15 protein-coding genes and 2 pseudogenes are annotated in these 18,110 nt (G+C 34.7%); all 17 read left to right on the top strand.

Going from position 1 to position 18,110, the window contains the following annotated elements:
* Positions 1-9: 9 nt before the first annotated feature.
* The 17 genes and pseudogenes from AC0IXC_RS16070 to AC0IXC_RS15990 all read left to right on the top strand — a co-directional run bounded on the left by AC0IXC_RS16070 (position 10) and on the right by AC0IXC_RS15990 (position 17,806).
* On the top strand, positions 10-327 hold the full coding sequence (locus tag AC0IXC_RS16070) for a hypothetical protein (RefSeq protein WP_002030565.1): 318 nt from the start codon (positions 10-12) through the stop codon (positions 325-327).
* 477 nt (positions 328-804) lie between these two features.
* Complete coding sequence (nrdI, locus tag AC0IXC_RS16065; RefSeq protein WP_000959445.1) at positions 805-1,164, top strand: class Ib ribonucleoside-diphosphate reductase assembly flavoprotein NrdI; 360 nt, start codon at positions 805-807, stop codon at positions 1,162-1,164.
* A pseudogene (locus tag AC0IXC_RS16060) lies at positions 1,151-1,849 on the top strand (ribonucleotide reductase N-terminal alpha domain-containing protein); the annotation flags it as partial. The gene nrdI and the pseudogene AC0IXC_RS16060, both read left to right, overlap by 14 nt.
* 401 nt (positions 1,850-2,250) lie before the next feature.
* Positions 2,251-3,636 (top strand): annotated as a pseudogene (locus AC0IXC_RS16055) (ribonucleoside-diphosphate reductase subunit alpha); the annotation flags it as partial.
* 94 nt (positions 3,637-3,730) lie between these two features.
* On the top strand, positions 3,731-4,699 hold the full coding sequence (gene nrdF, locus AC0IXC_RS16050; protein ID WP_002011508.1) for a class 1b ribonucleoside-diphosphate reductase subunit beta: 969 nt from the start codon (positions 3,731-3,733) through the stop codon (positions 4,697-4,699).
* 422 nt (positions 4,700-5,121) lie between these two features.
* Positions 5,122-6,471 carry an APC family permease gene (locus AC0IXC_RS16045; protein ID WP_215590969.1) on the top strand — a complete coding sequence of 450 codons (1,350 nt, stop codon included), beginning with the start codon at positions 5,122-5,124 and terminating at the stop codon, positions 6,469-6,471.
* Between the two features lie 186 nt (positions 6,472-6,657).
* Positions 6,658-7,938 (top strand): Glu/Leu/Phe/Val family dehydrogenase, encoded by a 1,281-nt coding sequence (locus tag AC0IXC_RS16040; RefSeq protein ID WP_002030573.1) that lies wholly within the window; start codon positions 6,658-6,660, stop codon positions 7,936-7,938.
* 18 nt (positions 7,939-7,956) lie between these two features.
* Complete coding sequence (locus AC0IXC_RS16035; protein WP_000762559.1) at positions 7,957-8,247, top strand: SAV0927 family protein; 291 nt, start codon at positions 7,957-7,959, stop codon at positions 8,245-8,247.
* A 27-nt stretch (positions 8,248-8,274) separates the two neighbouring features.
* The gene (locus tag AC0IXC_RS16030) at positions 8,275-8,523 is read left to right on the top strand and encodes a biotin/lipoyl attachment domain-containing protein (RefSeq protein WP_002011502.1); all 249 of its coding nucleotides are present in this window, start codon (positions 8,275-8,277) and stop codon (positions 8,521-8,523) included.
* 144 nt (positions 8,524-8,667) lie between these two features.
* Positions 8,668-10,797 carry a sigma 54-interacting transcriptional regulator gene (locus AC0IXC_RS16025; RefSeq protein ID WP_471653040.1) on the top strand — a complete coding sequence of 710 codons (2,130 nt, stop codon included), beginning with the start codon at positions 8,668-8,670 and terminating at the stop codon, positions 10,795-10,797.
* Positions 10,798-11,187: 390 nt separating this feature from the next.
* The gene (locus AC0IXC_RS16020) at positions 11,188-12,681 is read left to right on the top strand and encodes an aldehyde dehydrogenase family protein (protein WP_215590970.1); all 1,494 of its coding nucleotides are present in this window, start codon (positions 11,188-11,190) and stop codon (positions 12,679-12,681) included.
* The gene (locus tag AC0IXC_RS16015) at positions 12,682-14,055 is read left to right on the top strand and encodes a putrescine aminotransferase (protein WP_002140944.1); all 1,374 of its coding nucleotides are present in this window, start codon (positions 12,682-12,684) and stop codon (positions 14,053-14,055) included.
* 194 nt (positions 14,056-14,249) lie between these two features.
* Entirely contained in the window at positions 14,250-14,630 is a 381-nt protein-coding gene (locus AC0IXC_RS16010) for a GntR family transcriptional regulator (protein WP_002126211.1), read from the top strand.
* A complete protein-coding gene (locus AC0IXC_RS16005; RefSeq protein ID WP_215590971.1) occupies positions 14,627-15,325 on the top strand; it encodes an ABC transporter ATP-binding protein in 699 nt (232 codons plus the stop codon). The genes AC0IXC_RS16010 and AC0IXC_RS16005 overlap by 4 nt, the downstream gene beginning before the upstream one ends.
* Complete coding sequence (locus AC0IXC_RS16000) at positions 15,322-16,113, top strand: hypothetical protein (RefSeq protein WP_002126215.1); 792 nt, start codon at positions 15,322-15,324, stop codon at positions 16,111-16,113. Before AC0IXC_RS16005 ends, AC0IXC_RS16000 begins: the two co-directional genes overlap by 4 nt.
* Positions 16,114-16,127: 14 nt before the next feature.
* Positions 16,128-17,030, top strand: a complete 903-nt coding sequence (locus AC0IXC_RS15995; protein WP_002030591.1) for an ABC transporter ATP-binding protein — start codon at positions 16,128-16,130, stop codon at positions 17,028-17,030.
* Positions 17,030-17,806: an ABC transporter permease gene (locus AC0IXC_RS15990; protein WP_471653039.1), complete on the top strand. Its 777-nt coding sequence runs from the start codon at positions 17,030-17,032 to the stop codon at positions 17,804-17,806. Before AC0IXC_RS15995 ends, AC0IXC_RS15990 begins: the two co-directional genes overlap by 1 nt.
* Positions 17,807-18,110 lie beyond the last annotated feature (304 nt).

The raw sequence follows: 18,110 nt of genomic DNA, 5'->3' as shown, positions 1-18,110 counted from the left end.
AGGAGAATTATGGGGGATTTTAAACAAGGCATATTGCCGCATTGGGATTATATGTGGAAAGATAGAGCTGGGAATAGGTTTATGGGAATGGTTATGTATCCAGAGAAACGAAAATGTTCAGCAAAAATGCTTCAGAAAATAAAAAGGGCGTATGAACAAGCAGTAGAAATTAAAGTAACGGTACAAGTTCAACATACATATCAGTACGTAGAAGGAATGATCGTATACTTTGATGAAGAAGCTCCTATATGTACAATGCTCGATAAAGATGAGAATCCACATCATATATTTGTAAGAGATATTTTGCGTATTGAGCACCCTGAATAATTTTTTTCATAAATAAATTGAAGTTCCATAATAATAATCTTTTTCTATAATAGTTATCTTTTAGTATGTAACGAGGAACGAAAGAATATGTATAATATTTAATAAAGTAAAATTGATAAATGTAATCGTTTGTTAGAACAGATTATCGTTTAATATCTGTTCTTTTTTGCGTGATGCTGGAGAAATATATTACTCCAGCATTTACTGTTTTATGACAAAAAATATTGGTAACTTTTTTAAAAATAAGGTTAAATTCGTTGACAACTTTTTTGAAAAGCACTTTATTGACATGAGTTTTAGAATGTTGTTTCATAGTCTTTGTATTGAAAAAAATCGACGGTCATGTCGAAAAGTAAAATTTAAAAAAAGAAAGAATTTATACATATATCTTGTGTCTTATTTTGAAACGTAATACAATATATAGAGAAATCAAGAAACGACATACAGAGAATATAGATTGGAGAGGGAGGGTCGGAAATGTTAGTTGCATATGATTCTATGACAGGAAACGTGAAGCGTTTCATTCACAAATTAAATATGCCGGCCGTTCAAATTGATGAAGCTCTAGTATTAGATGAAGACTTTATTCTTATTACGTATACAACAGGTTTTGGAAATGTACCGGAACGTGTTTTAGACTTTTTAGAACGCAATAATGAAAAATTAAAAGGCGTATCTGCAAGTGGCAATCGTAATTGGGGAGACATGTTTGGTGCAAGTGCTGACAAAATCTCTACTAAATATGAAGTGCCTATTGTATCAAAATTTGAGTTATCTGGAACAAATAATGATGTAGAATATTTTAAAGAAAGGGTGCGGGAGATTGCGACACATTGAACTGAATAATGAAATCACGCAAATGCAGGACGGTTTTTATCAGCTTCATAAAGATAAAGAGGCATTAGAAGTCTTTATGGAAGAAGCTAGAGAGAATACCGTTCATTTTAATAGCGTGGCAGAGCGAATGGAGTATATGAAAGAACATGATTACTATTACAACGTTCTGGACGAGTATAGCTTGGAGGAAGTAGAAGGAGTTTATAACATCGCTTATGGTGAAAACTTCGAGTTCCAATCTTATATGGCAGCATCTAAGTTCTATAAAGATTATGCGTTAAAAACGAATGATCAAAAACAATACTTAGAAAGCTATGAAGATCGTGTAGCAATTGTGTCATTATACTTAGGACGCGGTGATGTTGCGAAGGCAAAACACTTCGCAAGCATGATTGTAAAACAAAACTACCAACCAGCGACACCAACCTTTTTAAATGCGGGACGAAGCAGAAGAGGAGAAATGGTGTCTTGTTTCTTGTTAGAGATGGATGATAGCTTAAATTCAATCGGCTTTAACATTAATACTGCAATGCAATTATCGAAAATCGGTGGTGGAGTAGCTTTAAACTTATCTAAGCTACGTGCACGTGGTGAGCAAATTAAAGGTATTGATAACGCCGCAAGTGGTGTAGTACCTGTTATGAAATTACTTGAAGATTCGTTTTCGTATGCGAATCAGTTGGGTTAACTTTATGGCTCAACTATAAAACCAGGTCAATTGCTGGAACGCCTGAGTATATCAAGGTAGGATACTACGAAGAAATTACGTAGCGAACCCTGAAAATCCAAGATTGCAGGAAATCAGCAGCCGAGCTCCTAAATTTATTAGATAAGGAGAAGGTTCAACGACCAAGTGGCTATGTAGGTGACTAAGTAGCTCGAACCTGGCTTCTCAAAACAACCAAATTCAAAGGGTGTATACATTTATTATAGTTTATGCCATATTCATGTGCATCAAACATATGATAAATGGTTAAATGAAGAATTTGGCGAGAAGAAGATATGGTCTGAACTCTATAGCGATATAGAGAGGATAGCAGAAATGACTATCCCCCATACGTTTTGACGATATGGAGTAACAATATGCAACGAAAAGGTGCAGGTGCAGTATACTTAAACATTTTCCATTGGGATATTATTGAATTCCTTGATACCAAAAAAATAAATGCCGATGAGAAGAGCCGTATTCAGTCTCTATCAATCGGAATTATCGTTCCAAGTAAGTTCTTTGAGCTTGCTGAGAAAAACGAACCTTTCCATGTTTTCGCGCCTTATACAGTATTTAAAGAGTACGGAAAACATTTAGATGATATAGATATCGACGAAATGTACGATGAATTAATGAGCAATCCGAAAGTGAAGAAGAAGCCACTAGATATTAGTGCGCGTGATATGCTTATTAAAATTGCTATGATTCAGCTTGAGTCTGGTTACCCATACTTAATGTTTAAATCAAATGCAAATAACCAGCATCCACTGAAGGATATTGGAACTGTGAAGATGTCGAACTTATGTACAGAAATCTTCCAGCTACAAGAAACTTCTGAAATAAATGATTACGGTACAGAAGACATTATCCGCCGTGATATTAACTGTAACTTAGGATCGTTAAATATCGTAAACGTAATGGAAAATAAAGAAATTCGTGAAGCAGTTCATGCGGGAATGGAAGCTTTAACAGCTGTTTCTGATATGACGATCATTCCGAATGCCCCAACTGTGAAAAAAGCAAATGATGAGCTTCATTCAGTTGGACTTGGAGCAATGAACTTACATGGATATTTAGCAAAAAATAAAATCGCTTATGAAAGTGCTGAAGCGAAAGAATTCGCTCGTACATTCTTTATGATGTTAAATTACTACTCGATTGAGAAAAGTATGGAGATCGCTAAAGAAAAAGGCGAAACATTTAAAGACTTCGATAAGTCTGATTATGCAAACGGCACATACTTTGAAAAGTATGAAACGACAGATTACAGCCCAGTAACTGAAAAAATTCAGCAATTATTTGAAGGAATTCATATTCCAACAAAAGAAGATTGGACAAGTTTAAAAGAGCAAGTACAGAAGAATGGTTTATACAACTCATATCGTCTTGCAATCGCTCCGACACAATCGATCAGTTACGTTCAAAATGCAACTTCAAGCGTAATGCCAATCGTAAGTCAAATTGAATCAAGAACGTATGCGAATGCGACAACATATTATCCAATGCCGTATTTATCAAAAGATACGTTCTGGTACTATAAATCTTCTTATGATATGAATCAGTTTAAATTAATTGATTTAATCGCAGAAGTTCAAGAACATATTGACCAAGGAATTAGTACAATTCTTTATGTTAATAGTGATATTTCAACACGTGAGTTAGCACGTTACTACATTTATGCACATAAAAAAGGCTTGAAGAGTCTTTATTATACGAGAACACGTAAATTAAGCGTGGAAGAGTGCGTGGCTTGTACCGTTTAATATAAAAAGTGAGACATTATGAGCAGGGTTTTTCTGAACCCTGCTCATGCTTAGTTATCAATTTTTTATGTTTATTTAGAGAAGGGGCGATTTAATGCGTGCGGTAAACTGGAACAAAAAAGAAGATGATTTTAGTTTAATGTTTTGGAAGCAAAACATCGCTCAGTTTTGGACAGAAGAAGAAATCGCAGTGTCTTCTGACAAAAATACTTGGGCACAATTATCAAAAGAAGAGCAAATTGCTTATAAGCGTGTATTAGGTGGTTTAACACTTTTAGATACGAAACAAGGTGGCGAAGGGATGCCACTTGTACTTGTTCATCTTGAAAATTTACAAGCGAAAAGTGTATTAGCTTTCATGGGCGCTATGGAAGAAGTACATGCGAAGAGTTACAGCCATATTTTCACAACGTTAGCTACTGAAGAAGAAATTGATGATATTTTTGAATGGGTAGATAACCATCCATTACTTGAGAAAAAAGCTGGTATTGTTACTAGTTACTATCGTCGCTTATTAAAGCCTGAAGTAACGAAAAAAGAGTTATACATGGCAATGGTAGCAAGTGTGTTCTTAGAAAGTTACTTATTCTATAGTGGATTCTTCTATCCACTTTACTTAGCGGGTCAAGGTAAATTGACGGCAAGTGGTGAGATTATTAACTTAATAATTCGTGACGAGTCAATTCACGGCGTATTCGTTGGTATTTTAGCACAACAAATCTTCACAGAACTTTCTGCAGAAGAGCAACAAGAAGTACAAACGGAAACGCAAGAGTTATTAATGGAACTGTATGAAATTGAATTGGCATATACAGAAGAAATTTACACTTCTATCGGTCTTGTAGAGGATGTAAATCGTTTCGTTCGTTACAATGCGAATAAAGGACTTATGAACTTAGGACTTGAGCCGAAGTTTGAGGAAGAAGAAATTAACCCAATCGTTTTAAATGGTTTACGTACAGATACGAAAAACCATGACTTCTTCTCTGTAAAAGGAAATGGTTACGTAAAAGCAACGAATGTTGAAAAGTTAGCAGACGATGACTTCGTATTCAATTTTTAATATAGTGTTATAGAAAAAGCTGTCTTTATAGAAAAGACAGCTTTTTTGCTATGAATAGTTTACATAATGTTATTATTTCATGGGAATATTTTAATCTTGTAAAAGCCCAATTTTTGAGGAAGTGGGAATGAAAAAACAAGGATTAAAGTTGTATTTTTCATATTTAGTCGTATGAGAGATTGAATAACTTATGTCAAAATGAATAAAAAATGAGAAGAAATGAGGACCAACTCCACCTATACGTTCTTTCTAGTATTGAATTTTCAAATGCTAGAAATTTTGGCTTGAAAATTGCATGAATATTTAAAAAGTAACAAAAAGGGAGGTAATACTCGGTGTGATATATAGTTATTTGAAAACGCTTCCTTTTGATTGTCGATTTTTAAATGGAAATTAGATAGAGAACGTAGGAGGAATGATAGGTGGGGAAAGTAGTTGGTTTAAAACGTTCATTAGGGCTTTGGTCAATTGTTATGCTAGGGGTCGGGTATATGACACCGATGGTTGGGTTTGATACATTTGGAATCGTTTCTGAAAAAACGGGTGGTCATGTTCCAGGAGCTTATCTTATTGCATTAGCGGGGATGTTGTTTACCGCTGCAAGCTACGGCAAAATGGTAAAGGCTTTTCCTACCGCAGGATCTGCTTATACGTATACACAGAAGACAATTAGTGCAAGGCTTGGGTTTCTTGTTGGATGGTCCGCGTTATTGGATTATTTGTTTCTACCAATGGTGAACGCACTATTAACGAGAATTTATATGTCAGCATTTTTCCCAAGTGTTCCTAGTTGGGTATGGGTCATTGGCTTTGTTCTCCTGGTTACATTAATAAATATGATTAGCGTAAATGTTACTGCTAATTTCAATACGTTCTTAGTAATATTTCAAGTGTTAGTAATGGCCGTATTTGTTTTTCTAGTTATAAAAGGCTTATTAGCGGGAGAGGGAACAGGAGAAGTTTTTTCCATTCAGCCGTTTTTTCAATCAGATATACAAATATCACCGTTAGTTGCAGGTGCAACAATTCTTTGTTTCTCATTTTTAGGTTTTGATGCAGTAACTACATTTTCAGAAGAGACACCAAACGCCAAAAAAACAATTCCTCGAGCTATTTTTCTTACTGCTTTAATCGGCGGAGTTTTATTCATTACTACAACGTATTTTACACAATCTATGTTTCCAGATACATCTGTATTTAAAAATCAAGAATCAGCATCCCCAGAAATTGCGCTATATGTTGGCGGGAAATTATTTCAAGCTTTCTTTTTAGTAGGAACCCTTATGGGGACACTTGCGTCCGGTTTAGCTTCTCATACAAGTGTATCTCGATTATTATACGTAATGGGGCGAGATAATGTAATTCCGAAGAAAATATTCGGATACATCCATCCTCGCTGGAGAACCCCAGTATATAATATTATTTTTGTAGGAATTATTTCGCTCTTCGCTATATTCATTGATTTAGAAACAGCAGCATCTCTTATTAACTTTGGAGCGCTTATTGCATTTACATTTGTTAATTTGTCTGTAATTTCTTACTATATAATCAAGCAAAAAAGATATAAGACGATAAAAGATTTCTTAAATTACTTAGTTATGCCTATTTTGGGTGCTGCTACTGTAGCCGTACTATGGTTTAATCTCAATATCCATTCACTTATTTTGGGACTTTGCTGGGCTGCTATTGGAATGGGGTACCTTCTATATGTTACAAATATGTTCCGTTCAGCTCCTCCGCAAATGCATTTTGAAGAAGCACAGGAAATATAAAAAGAAAAAGGCATCGGATAAGTTCCGATGTCTTTTTCTTTTTATATTTGATAATCATGCAGCATTGCATAAGTCACTCAAAGATTCATAAGTAAAGGGGATGACACGATATGATTAACGTAGTATTTTCACTTGGCACGATTATTGCTTTGTACAATTAGTAAAAGTATAAAGAGGGGTGTTATCGTGCCGATTCAATCAGAAAAACATACAAATACAGTTGAAGTTGAAAATCCTTTAGAGGAATTTCAAGCTATATTAAAAGAGGCGCTTCATTTTTTAAGTTATCCAGAAGAAGTATTCGAATTTCTGAAAAAACCAATGCGTTTTTTAGAAGTAAGCATTCCTGTTCGAATGGATGATGGAACAACAAAGGTATTTCAAGGGTATCGCGCTCAGCATAACGACGCAGCAGGGCCAACAAAAGGTGGTATTAGATTTCATCCAGATGTTACGGCAGAAGAAGTAAAAGCACTTGCTGGCTGGATGAGCTTGAAATGTGGAGTGACAGGACTGCCATATGGAGGCGCAAAGGGCGGGATTATTTGTAATCCACAGGAGTTGAGTTTTAGAGAACTAGAGTTACTGAGTCGTGGGTATGTAAGAGCAGTAAGTCAAATTGTGGGGCCGACGAAAGATATTCCAGCACCTGATATGTATACAAATGCGCAAATTATGGCTTGGATGCTAGATGAATATGACCATATCAGGGAGTTTGACTCTCCAGGATTTATAACCGGGAAGCCATTAATGCTAGGAGGATCACAAGGGCGGGAAACAGCAACGTCTAAAGGTGTATTGTATACACTTCAGTTAGTAAGTGAGTTAAAACAAATTCCGCTACAAAATATGGGAGTTATTATTCAAGGGTTTGGGAATGTTGGAGGTTATTTGGCAAAATATTTATATGATATTGGTGTGAAAATAGTCGGGGTATCAGATGCTATAGGAGGAATTTATAATCCAGACGGTCTAGATGTTCCTTATTTACTAGAAAACAGAGATTCTTTCGGTGTAGTATCGAATCTCTTTAGTAAAACAATTTCTAATCAGGAGTTGTTAGAAAAAGAATGTGATGTACTCATTCCGGCGGCAATTGGAGGAGTCATTACAAAACATAATGCAGGAAAGCTTGGATGTAAGATTATCATTGAGGCTGCAAATGGACCAACAACAAAAGAGGCGATAACCATGTTAGAAGAAAAGGGAATTTTGGTTGTTCCAGATATTTTAGCAAACTCTGGTGGCGTGATTGTTTCATATTTTGAATGGTGTCAAAATAACCAAGGATATTACTGGACGGAGCAATATGTTGATCAATGTTTAAAGGAGAAAATTACATCTAGTTTTTCTAACGTACTTGATACTTCTAAACGCTATGGAGTAAATATGAAAATTGCTGCCTATATGGAAGGGGTTCGCAAGATTGTAGAAGCATCGCGCCTAAGAGGTTGGTTGCATTTTTAACCTAAAGGGAGGGCTAAAATGAAACTGGATATTTTATTAGAAGAAGTGGAGAGACAACAAATCGGTTATTACTGTATTGTGTCGAATAGTCATCGTTACGATATAGCTGTTACGTATTCGCAACAGTTTCTTGGAAAAGCAATGGTTACCTCAATTCAAAATGGGAGAATGGTTTTATTAAGCCAAGAAGATATTGGAGAGGAACAATATTGGGCAACAAGGCTAGGCATTGAGGTAGAGGACATAGAAGAGTTTCAAAGCTTTTTCTATATGATTCTTCAGTCACAAAGGTTAGAAGAACAATATTAATAGAATAAAAGAAAGGGATGATTGATTATGTATTATGATATTATTACGAGTCCGTGTTATGGAATAATTGAAAAAGTGTCTATCGATAAGGATTCTCGAATTTATGAATGGGAGCCATTATTCGCTATTAAAGATATGAATGGTAAACTGGAAGTAATTAAGATGGGATGTAGTGGAGAAGTTCAATCTTTAGAAGTAGAAGCGGGAGATAAAGTAATTCCAGGTATGGTATTAGCTTATATTCAAGAAGATCTTTTCGTTAGTGGTAGTGATTAATGATAGAACTATGAGGAAGATGGAGGCACTCATCTTCCTTTTTTTATTAAATAAAGAAAGAAATGTTTTATTTTCAGATTAATTAAAAAAATCTGTATTTAATGATACAATACAAATTAAATAGTTCAAAGGAGGAATAGCAGAATGTTTTCCATCGCTCATACAAAAATTAGACCCATAGTTTCTCTACCTATCGATCAATCTGAAAAGGAATGGAATATAGATGTTAAAAATATAAAAGAATCGTTTCTATTTTTAAAAAGAGGAGAGAGATTATTTGCATACGTTCATGTGAAGGATCTGCTATCAAATAGTAAGGAATTAACTTCTAAGCTATTACTTTCAAATGCTGTTTCACTAGATACAATATGTCATCTTAGTAAAGATATTTCTTTAACAGCTCTTTTTCAAATTATTGGAGCGCCGATTGCCATAGTAAAAAATGAAGTGGATGAGCTAACAGGATATATAAGAAGAGAGGATGTTTTTGCAGAACTATTTAAACAAGAAAATCAGAGTGTTGATATATTGAAAATTATTTTAACGTCTATTCCAATGGGGATTTTTGTAGTAGATCGAGAAAAGAAAATTGTAAATTGTAATGAATCTGGTTTGAAGATGATTAAATCGACTCCTGAAAAAGTTATGAATGTACCAGCAGAACTGATTTTTAATGGAGAACACATTAATAACGTATTTACAAAGGGAAAAACGATCTTGAATCAATTACAAATCACAAATGAGATGGGTGTATTAGTTGACTATAGTCCGATTCCAAACTTTGATCAAAGTATTGAAGGAATGGTTATTATTGTGCAAGATTTGCCGATGGTCGAGGACATGGCGATGGAAATTGAATATATAAAGGATTTAAATAAAGATTTACATGCAATTTTGTCTAGCATTTATGATGAAATATTAGTTGTTAATCATAAAGGGGAATTAATTCGTTATAGTGAAACTGTTATCAATGATTTTTGGGGGAGTAATTTGAAGGACTTGTTAGGAAAAAATCTTTTAGACCTAGAAAAGAAAGGATTATTTAGTCCATCGGTTACGCGATTAGTGTTGGAAAAACAAAAAAAGGTATCAGTTGTACAAGAAACAAAAAGCGGAAGAAAAATATTAGCAGTTGGAAACCCTGTATTTAATGAAAACGGAGAGCTTCATCGTATTATTATTGCCTCCAGGGATATTACCGAAGCAACGAGATTGAAGACGGAATTACATGAAATAAAGAAGATATCAGAGCAATATAAGAAGGAGTTAGATGACTTTAAAAATAAAGATCGTTTTCTTAAGAAGCTTATTTACTGTAGTCCGAAAATGGAGCAAATTATTAACCAAGCTAAAAAAATAGCAGATTTTTCTTCCAATGTTCTTATTTCTGGAGAATCTGGCGTCGGAAAAGAAGTAATTGCTCAGGCAATTCATCAACTTGGAAACCGATCTTCAAAGCCATTTTTAAAATTAAATTGTGGTGCAATTCCAGAAACTTTGCTAGAAAGTGAACTATTTGGTTATACGAAAGGTGCTTTTACAGGAGCCGATAAAAATGGAAAAGAAGGATATTTTAAGCGAGCTGATCAAGGTATTTTATTTTTAGATGAAATTGGAGAAATGCCTTTACATTTGCAAGTAAAATTGCTTAGAGTCCTGCAGGAACAAGAAGTAATTCCTATTGGAAGTACAACACCTATGAAAATAAATGTACAAATTATTGCTGCTACAAATAAGAGCCTTGAAAAGATGGTCGAATCTGGAACATTCCGTGAAGATTTATTTTATCGCCTCAATGTAATTCCACTGCGAGTTCCTTCTTTACGAGAGCGAATGGAAGATGTTCCGGTACTTGCCTTTCATTTCTTACAACAGTTAAATGAAAAATATAATAAAAATTATCATTTAACTCCAGATGCACTTAATTTACTAGAGTTCTATTCATGGCCAGGAAATGTCCGTGAATTACAAAATATGATTGAACGTTTAGTAGTATCAGCAGACGATCCAGTAATTGAAGCGGAGTTTGTTAGTAAGTTTTTAACACCCAGTTATGACTTTAATAAATCAAAACCAGTTATTACAAGAGTATTACCATTACAAGAAGCACTACATTCTGTAGAAGAACAATTGATTTTGCTTGCAATGAAGCAGTATAAAACAACGACTAAGGCTGCAAAAGCTCTTGGAATCAGCCAATCTTCAGTGAGTCGTAAATATCAAAAGATTGTTAGTGAAAAAGAGATAGCAGCTGATATCATCTCATATTCCTAAAAAAGGAGAAGGTCACATAGACTTCTCCTTTTTGTGTGCGCTCAGCATGTACATATTCTCTGGGATTCAAGTCCCGAGTGGTGAAGGCGGTAGCGGAAATGATTAAAGTTTCACTTTATGCAAAATGGAATAGTGTATGCGGAAATGCATAAAATGTTTGTTGTTTTTAAGAAAATAGTCAGTTTATCCCGATATTTGTGGGCAGTAAAACTCCCACCTCAAAATTCAGGTGGAGCAAAGAAGTTAGGTGGAAGCCCTGCTGTTCGTAAACGCCCGATTGGTGAGGGCTAATTAAAGTTTCACTTTATGTATGATTCTTTTGAATTTTAAATATTGGCATGGAAATTGCTTATAAATATATAAACGATCGATAAAGGAGGATTCAATATAGTGCTAGATTTAAAAATGTATGTAAACGGTGAATGGAGAGACTCTAGTGATCAAGAAAAAAGAACGATTATTAACCCTGCGAATGGCAAGGGTATAGCATATGCACCTGAGGGGACGATTGAGGATGCAAAATACGCGATAGAAGTGGCAAGAACGGCTTTTGATAGCGGAATTTGGTCAGAGACATCGACTGCTGAAAGGGCATCATATTTATTTAAAATAGCAGATGAAATTGATAAAAATATGGAAGAATTAGTATACCTTGAAACAATGGATAATGGAAAAACGTACCGTGAGGCAGAAGGAGATATTGGAGATGCAGCGGCTTGTTTTCGCTATTATGCCGGATTGATTACAAAGCCAGATGGTCAAACATATCATGTAGCCGATCCGATGCAAGCGATGGTTGTAAGAGAGCCAGTCGGTGTTTGTGGATTAATTGTTCCATGGAATTATCCGCTATTGATGAGTGTATGGAAAATTGCACCTGCTTTAGCAGCTGGAAATACAATTGTGTTTAAACCTTCTGAAGTGACACCAATCACTGCAACAAAGCTATTCGAAATCCTTGAAAAAGTAGGGCTACCAAAAGGTGTTGCCAATATGGTAATGGGGGCCGGTCCAATAGTAGGAAATGAAATTGCAGCGAGTAATAAAGTGGATATGATTTCCTTTACAGGTGGAACAAAAACAGGTAAGCACATTATGAGAACAGCGGCAGATAATATGAAAAAGATTTCGTTAGAACTTGGAGGGAAATCTCCAAATATTATTTTTGCAGATGCAGATTTTGAGACCGCTATTGATTATGCTCTATTCGGTATTTATGCAGGTAGCGGACAAGTATGTTCAGCAGGATCAAGAATCCTTGTCGAAGAAAAGATTTATGATAAATTTGTTAATAGTTTTGTAGAGCGAGCACAGCAAATTAACGTTGGACCTGGTGATAATCCAGAATCAGAAATGGGGCCACTTGTAAGTCAAGAACATATGGAAAAAGTATTACGCTATATTGAAATTGGGAAAGACGAAGGTGCAAACGTTGCTTGCGGAGGTAGACGAATAATGGAGGATGGAAAAGGTGATGGTTTCTTTATTGAACCAACAGTCTTTGTCAATGTAAAACCTGATATGCGCATTGTCCAGGAAGAAATCTTCGGTCCTGTTGTAGTAATTCAAAAGTTTAAAGACGAACAGGAAGCAATTGAGTTGGCAAATGGTACAGACTATGGTTTGGCTGGAGGAGTATTTACAGTCGATGGTGCAAAAGCAATGCGTGTGATTCGCAAACTTCGCGCAGGAATTACCTGGATTAATAGCTATCATCCAACATACAATGAGGCGCCTTGGGGCGGATATAAGCAAAGTGGTATAGGTCGTAGTCTAGGAACGTTTGGTTTAGAAGAATTTCAAGAGATTAAGCAGATTAATATAAATCTAGAAGTAGAACCTATTGGTTGGTTTGCAAATAAAAAAAATGTAGAGGTGAATTAGATGGAAACGAACGTGAAAAATAAATTGAATGAGAAAGAATCAAATGTAAATGAGTATATTACGAAAGTACTACAGTTAATTGAAAAAGAAAAGGTTACTGAAGAAGAGGCAAACTGGATTCAAAAAGAAACAGTAGATGGATTTAGAGAGCATGTAAACCCTGGTTTTCTTGCTTATAGAAAAACAGTAACAAAAGATGGACAATTTGCAGCAGTAGAATGGTCAGATGAAGGATCTTGCTTCATGGATATTAATGGTAAAAAGTATATTGACTGTTTAGGTGGATTTGGAATTTATAATGTTGGTCACCGTAATCCGAAAGTGGTAAAAGCTGTAACGGATCAATTAAAGCGTCAAGCATTGCACAGTCAGGACTTACTAGATCCACTTCGAGCAATGCTTGCAAAGATTTTAGCGGATATTACACCTGGTGATTTGAAATATGCCTTCTTCACAAATAGTGGAACAGAAAGCGTAGAGGCAGCATTAAAACTAGCAAAAATGTATAGTGAACGAACAACTTTCATTGCTACAACGCGTGCTTTCCATGGTAAGAGCCTTGGTGCTTTATCTGGGACGGCAAAAGGAATGTTCCGTAAGCCATTTTTACCATTAATTCCGGGTTTCCGTCATGTTCCGTTTGGCGATATTGATATGATGAGAAAAACATTTGAGACATGTGCATTAGTGGGAGAAGATGTTGCAGCAGTTATTTTAGAACCAATTCAAGGAGAGGGCGGTATTATTTTACCTCCAGAAAATTATTTGAAACAAGTACGAGAGCTTTGTGATGAGTTTGGATCACTCCTTATCTTTGATGAAGTACAAACTGGAATGGGACGTACAGGAAAAATGTTTGCTGCAGAATTATATGATGTCGTGCCGGATATTATTTGTCTTGCGAAGGCGTTTGGTGGAGGTGTAATGCCAGCGGGAGCTATTGTTGCGAAAGAAACAGTATTCAAAAGTTGGTTTGAAAATCCATTTATGCACACAACAACATTTGGAGGAAATCCACTTGCATGTGCTGCTGCAATTGCAACAATCCATGTTTTATTGGAAGAGAAATTACCGGAACGAGCGATGGAAGTTGGAGAGTATTTCTTAAATGGATTGAAACAAGCAGCAGAAGGACACGAAGATAAAATCTTTGAAATTCGTGGTCAAGGTTTAATGATTGGGATTGAATTCCATAAAGACGAGATTGGTTATGAAGTGTCAAAGGCGATGTTTGATCAAGGTATTCTTGTTGCGGGAACATTAATTAACTCAAAAACAATTCGTATTGAACCATCCCTTACAATTAGTTATGAAGAAGTAGATACAGTTATTAATACGTTTAAATCTGTGCTAGCTCAAGTAAAAGTAAAATAAATTTCGCATAAGGTTATATGTGAATTCAAACGATTGAAACTATAATTAGAATAGATTTACCTGTATTTTATTACAGGAAGGCAGTGTAACGAAAAGTTACACTGCCTTTTTATTACATTTTTTGTTGTTGAGTATTTACATATAATTTGTCTTAGTGTACTATTTAACTAACACACTAAGACAGGAGTGGAGAAATGAAAATCGAGTTTTCTCCAAATACACCAATTTACATTCAGGTAATGGAATACATAAAGAAAGAAATTGTAACGGGTCATTTATTGCCTGGTGATAAAATTCCCTCCGTACGTGAATTAGCGAGTGATTTACAAGTAAATCCAAATACGATTCAACGCACATTTCAAGAACTAGAACGGGATGGAGTTGTTGTAACACGTAGAGGAATGGGGCGATATGTAACGAATGAAGGGGAGAAAATTATGGAGCTGCGAAAAGATATGGCGAAAGAATTACTTCATTCTTTCATAAATGGAATGGACAATTTAGGTTTTTCAGAAGAAGAAATTCTTACAATCCTTCGTTCTTCATTACATGAGAAAAGGGAGGAGAGCGAATGACAGAGTTATTAAAAATAGAAAATCTATGGAAGCGGTACGGATTAAAAGCAGTGATCCGTGAGTTAAACATAGAGATTACAGAAGGAAAAATCGTTGGGCTTGTTGGAGATAACGGAAGCGGGAAAACGACGTTATTAAAAATGATTGCAGGATTGCAGCATCCTTCTGAAGGCAGCATAGTAATTAACGGTAAAAAAGTAGGGTTAGAGACGAAAGAAATCGTTTCATTTATGTCTGATAAGCCAGTCTTTGATGATTGGATGACTGTAAAAGATGCTTTATTTTTCTATAGAGATTTTTATAAAGACTTCGATATTCAAAAAGCAGTAGATACGATTGTGGAATTCAAAATACCGTTAGAAGAAAAAATTAAAGCATTGTCAAAAGGGATGATTGAGAAGCTGCAAATTATTTTAACATTTTCTCGAAAAGCGAAGTTATACGTACTGGATGAACCGCTTGGCGGGATTGATCTCGTTTCTAGGGAGCATGTACTTGAGCTAATCCTTAAATTTTATCGTGAAGATTGTACGCTGCTTATATCAACTCATTTAATAAGAGAAATCGAAAATATATTTGATGAAGTAATCTTTTTGAAAGATGGAGAAATAATATTGCATGAAAATGTGGAAGAACTACGATTTCAAAAGGGGAAAGCAGTACATGAGCTGTTTAAGGAGGCCTATGAGAAATGAGTCAGCTTTTTCTTTATCTGTATAATTGTAATAAGAGAAAAATAGCCATTATTTACTTCGGATTTATTACAGTTTCATTAATTCTTTTATTTAACATGAAAGGAGTTTCAGGAGCTAGAATTTCAGGTAGGCAAGATATAATCATTATTATATTTTTTATCGTACTAGGTATAAATGGATTCGCAATTCTTCTAACAGGTATATCGTCTTTTCGAAAAATGCTAAAAAACTCTATGCTACGTTGTACTTCTATTTCAGCACAAAAGTATATATGTGCAAATGTTTTATTTTGTGTACTACTCTTTATGATTTTGCTAGGAATAGGAATCATTTTTCTATACTATTTTTCTTTAAATATTTATAATGGAAAAACAGATTTAGGTGTTCAGCAAGCAATCCACAGTTTATATGATTATGGAATATTACATCATATGTTATCTATTTTCTTATGGGGACTAGATTTTGTTAATATGCTAGTTTCTATTTATTTAATTATAGTAATTACGAAGCTATTCAATGTGAAATCATCGATGAGTAAGATTGTTTGCGTAATCTTATTCGTTGTTTTTATCGCATTTAATGGGGGAATAACGTATATCTTTCAGCAAATAGAAAAGTATGTGTTTGCCATAAATAATATTGGATTTATAGATCAAAACGGCTTTTTAAATACATCATTTTATTCTGGTACAGATATTACAGTTTTAAATCTATGTTTTAACTGTTTATTAACAATTATATTATTAGTAGTTACAGGTCGCATCATCGACAAAAAACTAGAAGTTTAAAGGAGGAATCATCATTGGGAAATGTAGTAGTGAAATTAGAAAATGTCCGAAAAAAAATCGGTAGAACAGAAATTATTCGGGGCTTATCATTTGAGGTTCGTGAAGGAGAGGTATACGGATTCCTTGGACCGAACGGTAGCGGTAAGACGACGACAATTCGTATGATGACAGGTCTTATTTCTATGACAGAAGGCGATATTACAATTTGTGGTCATAGTATTCGCACAGAGCGTGAAAAGGCGCTAGAGCAAATTGGAGCGATTGTAGAAAATCCCGAGCTATATGATTATATGACTGGAATGCAAAATTTAAAGCATTTTGCGAACATGGCGATTACCCCAATTAGTAAAGAGCGCATCGCTGAAATTGTAAAGCTTGTTGAATTAGAGCATGCGATTCATAAAAAGGTGAAAACATACTCACTTGGTATGAAACAGCGTTTAGGAATTGCGCAGGCGTTACTTCATCAGCCGAAAATCTTAATTTTAGATGAACCGACAAATGGATTAGATCCAGCTGGTATTCGCCAAATTCGTGATTATTTACAACGATTAGCGAAAGAAGAAAATATTGCAGTCATTGTATCAAGTCATTTATTAAGTGAAATTGAATTAATGTGTGATCGTGTAGTTATTATAAAGCAAGGTGAGTTTGTACAAGAGTATAACTTACATGAACAAGCGAAGCATGATGAAACAGTTGTAGTTGCATTTGAAGTAGATCAAGTTCAAAAAGCGAACGAAATTATTAAAGGTAAAGTACAAGGAAATGTAGCTGTGGCATCTGTAATGAAAGAAGAGATTCCGCAAATTGTAAAACAGTTAGTGAATGCTGATGTACTCGTATATGGTGTTACTGTTCAAAATAAAACGTTAGAGGATGAGTTCTTAGCGATTACAGGGGGAGTGAAAGCGTAATGTTTAAATTAATTCAAAATGAATTTTTAAAGTTACATGCGAAAAAAGGTATGTACATTTTAATAGGTGTAATTGCAGCATTGGAGATTTTGGGAGTTTTAGCGATGCTGAAATGGGGAGGAGGAAATGAGTTTAAAGGATCATATTTAGATTTTGTAAGTTCAGAGATTGGTTTAATTACCTTATTTGTAACAATTTTTGGAATTACGATTGCGTCTCGTACAATTACTGATGAGTTCCAAAAAGGTACAATTAAGCAGTTATTAATCCGTCCGAGAAAACGAATTACAGTTTTGTTCTCTAAATATATTACAGTGTTACTTACTATATTATTTATCATATTTGCTAGCACGTTAATCTCAATGATTATTGGCGGGATTGTAATGGATGGTAGTAAAACAGGAGTAACGTTAGGAATTGTAATGAAGTCCATTGTATATCAAGTACTTTCACCGTTCTTCTTTGCAACTCTTTCATTTTGCTTAGCTAATGTATTTAGAAATTCTGTATTACCATTAATTATTTCGTTGTTCTTATTCTTCTTACAAAGTGCAATTACAATGGTGCTTATGATGTTTGCTAAAGGTGTTGCAAAGTTTGTTGTATTCTCGCATTTAAATTTAAGTGTGTACGACAGCAATAAATTAGTAAGTGGCGGAGTAGAACCACCATTTACAGAATTTACGTTTACAACTTCATTATTACTTGTAGTTGCATACTTTGCTGTATTACTTGTAGCATCAAGTGTATTATTCCAAAAACGTGACGTATTATAATCGAAAAAATCCCCGTGTTAACGGGGATTTTTATTAACCAGCTTTTTTGATTTATGTAGCTTTTAAGTGTGGCAGATACATATTTACTTAGGAACATAATTGTAACTAAGTTGAAGAACATTGATATGGTATATCAAATAGGATCGTTATTATATAATTTAATACGTATATTATTCGGAATAAAGTGAGAAAAATAGGAAGATTTTCAACTATATTCATATTATAATTTAGTTATCCGGCCATTTGTGGAGAAGGGCTACCCATAAAATACTGAATAAAGTTTCACTTTATATCATCTCTGGAG

The organism is Bacillus sp. AC266 (genome assembly GCF_979253805.1).
Note: the sequence above shows the minus strand (reverse complement) of the source record. Positions and strands in the feature narration are given on the sequence as shown.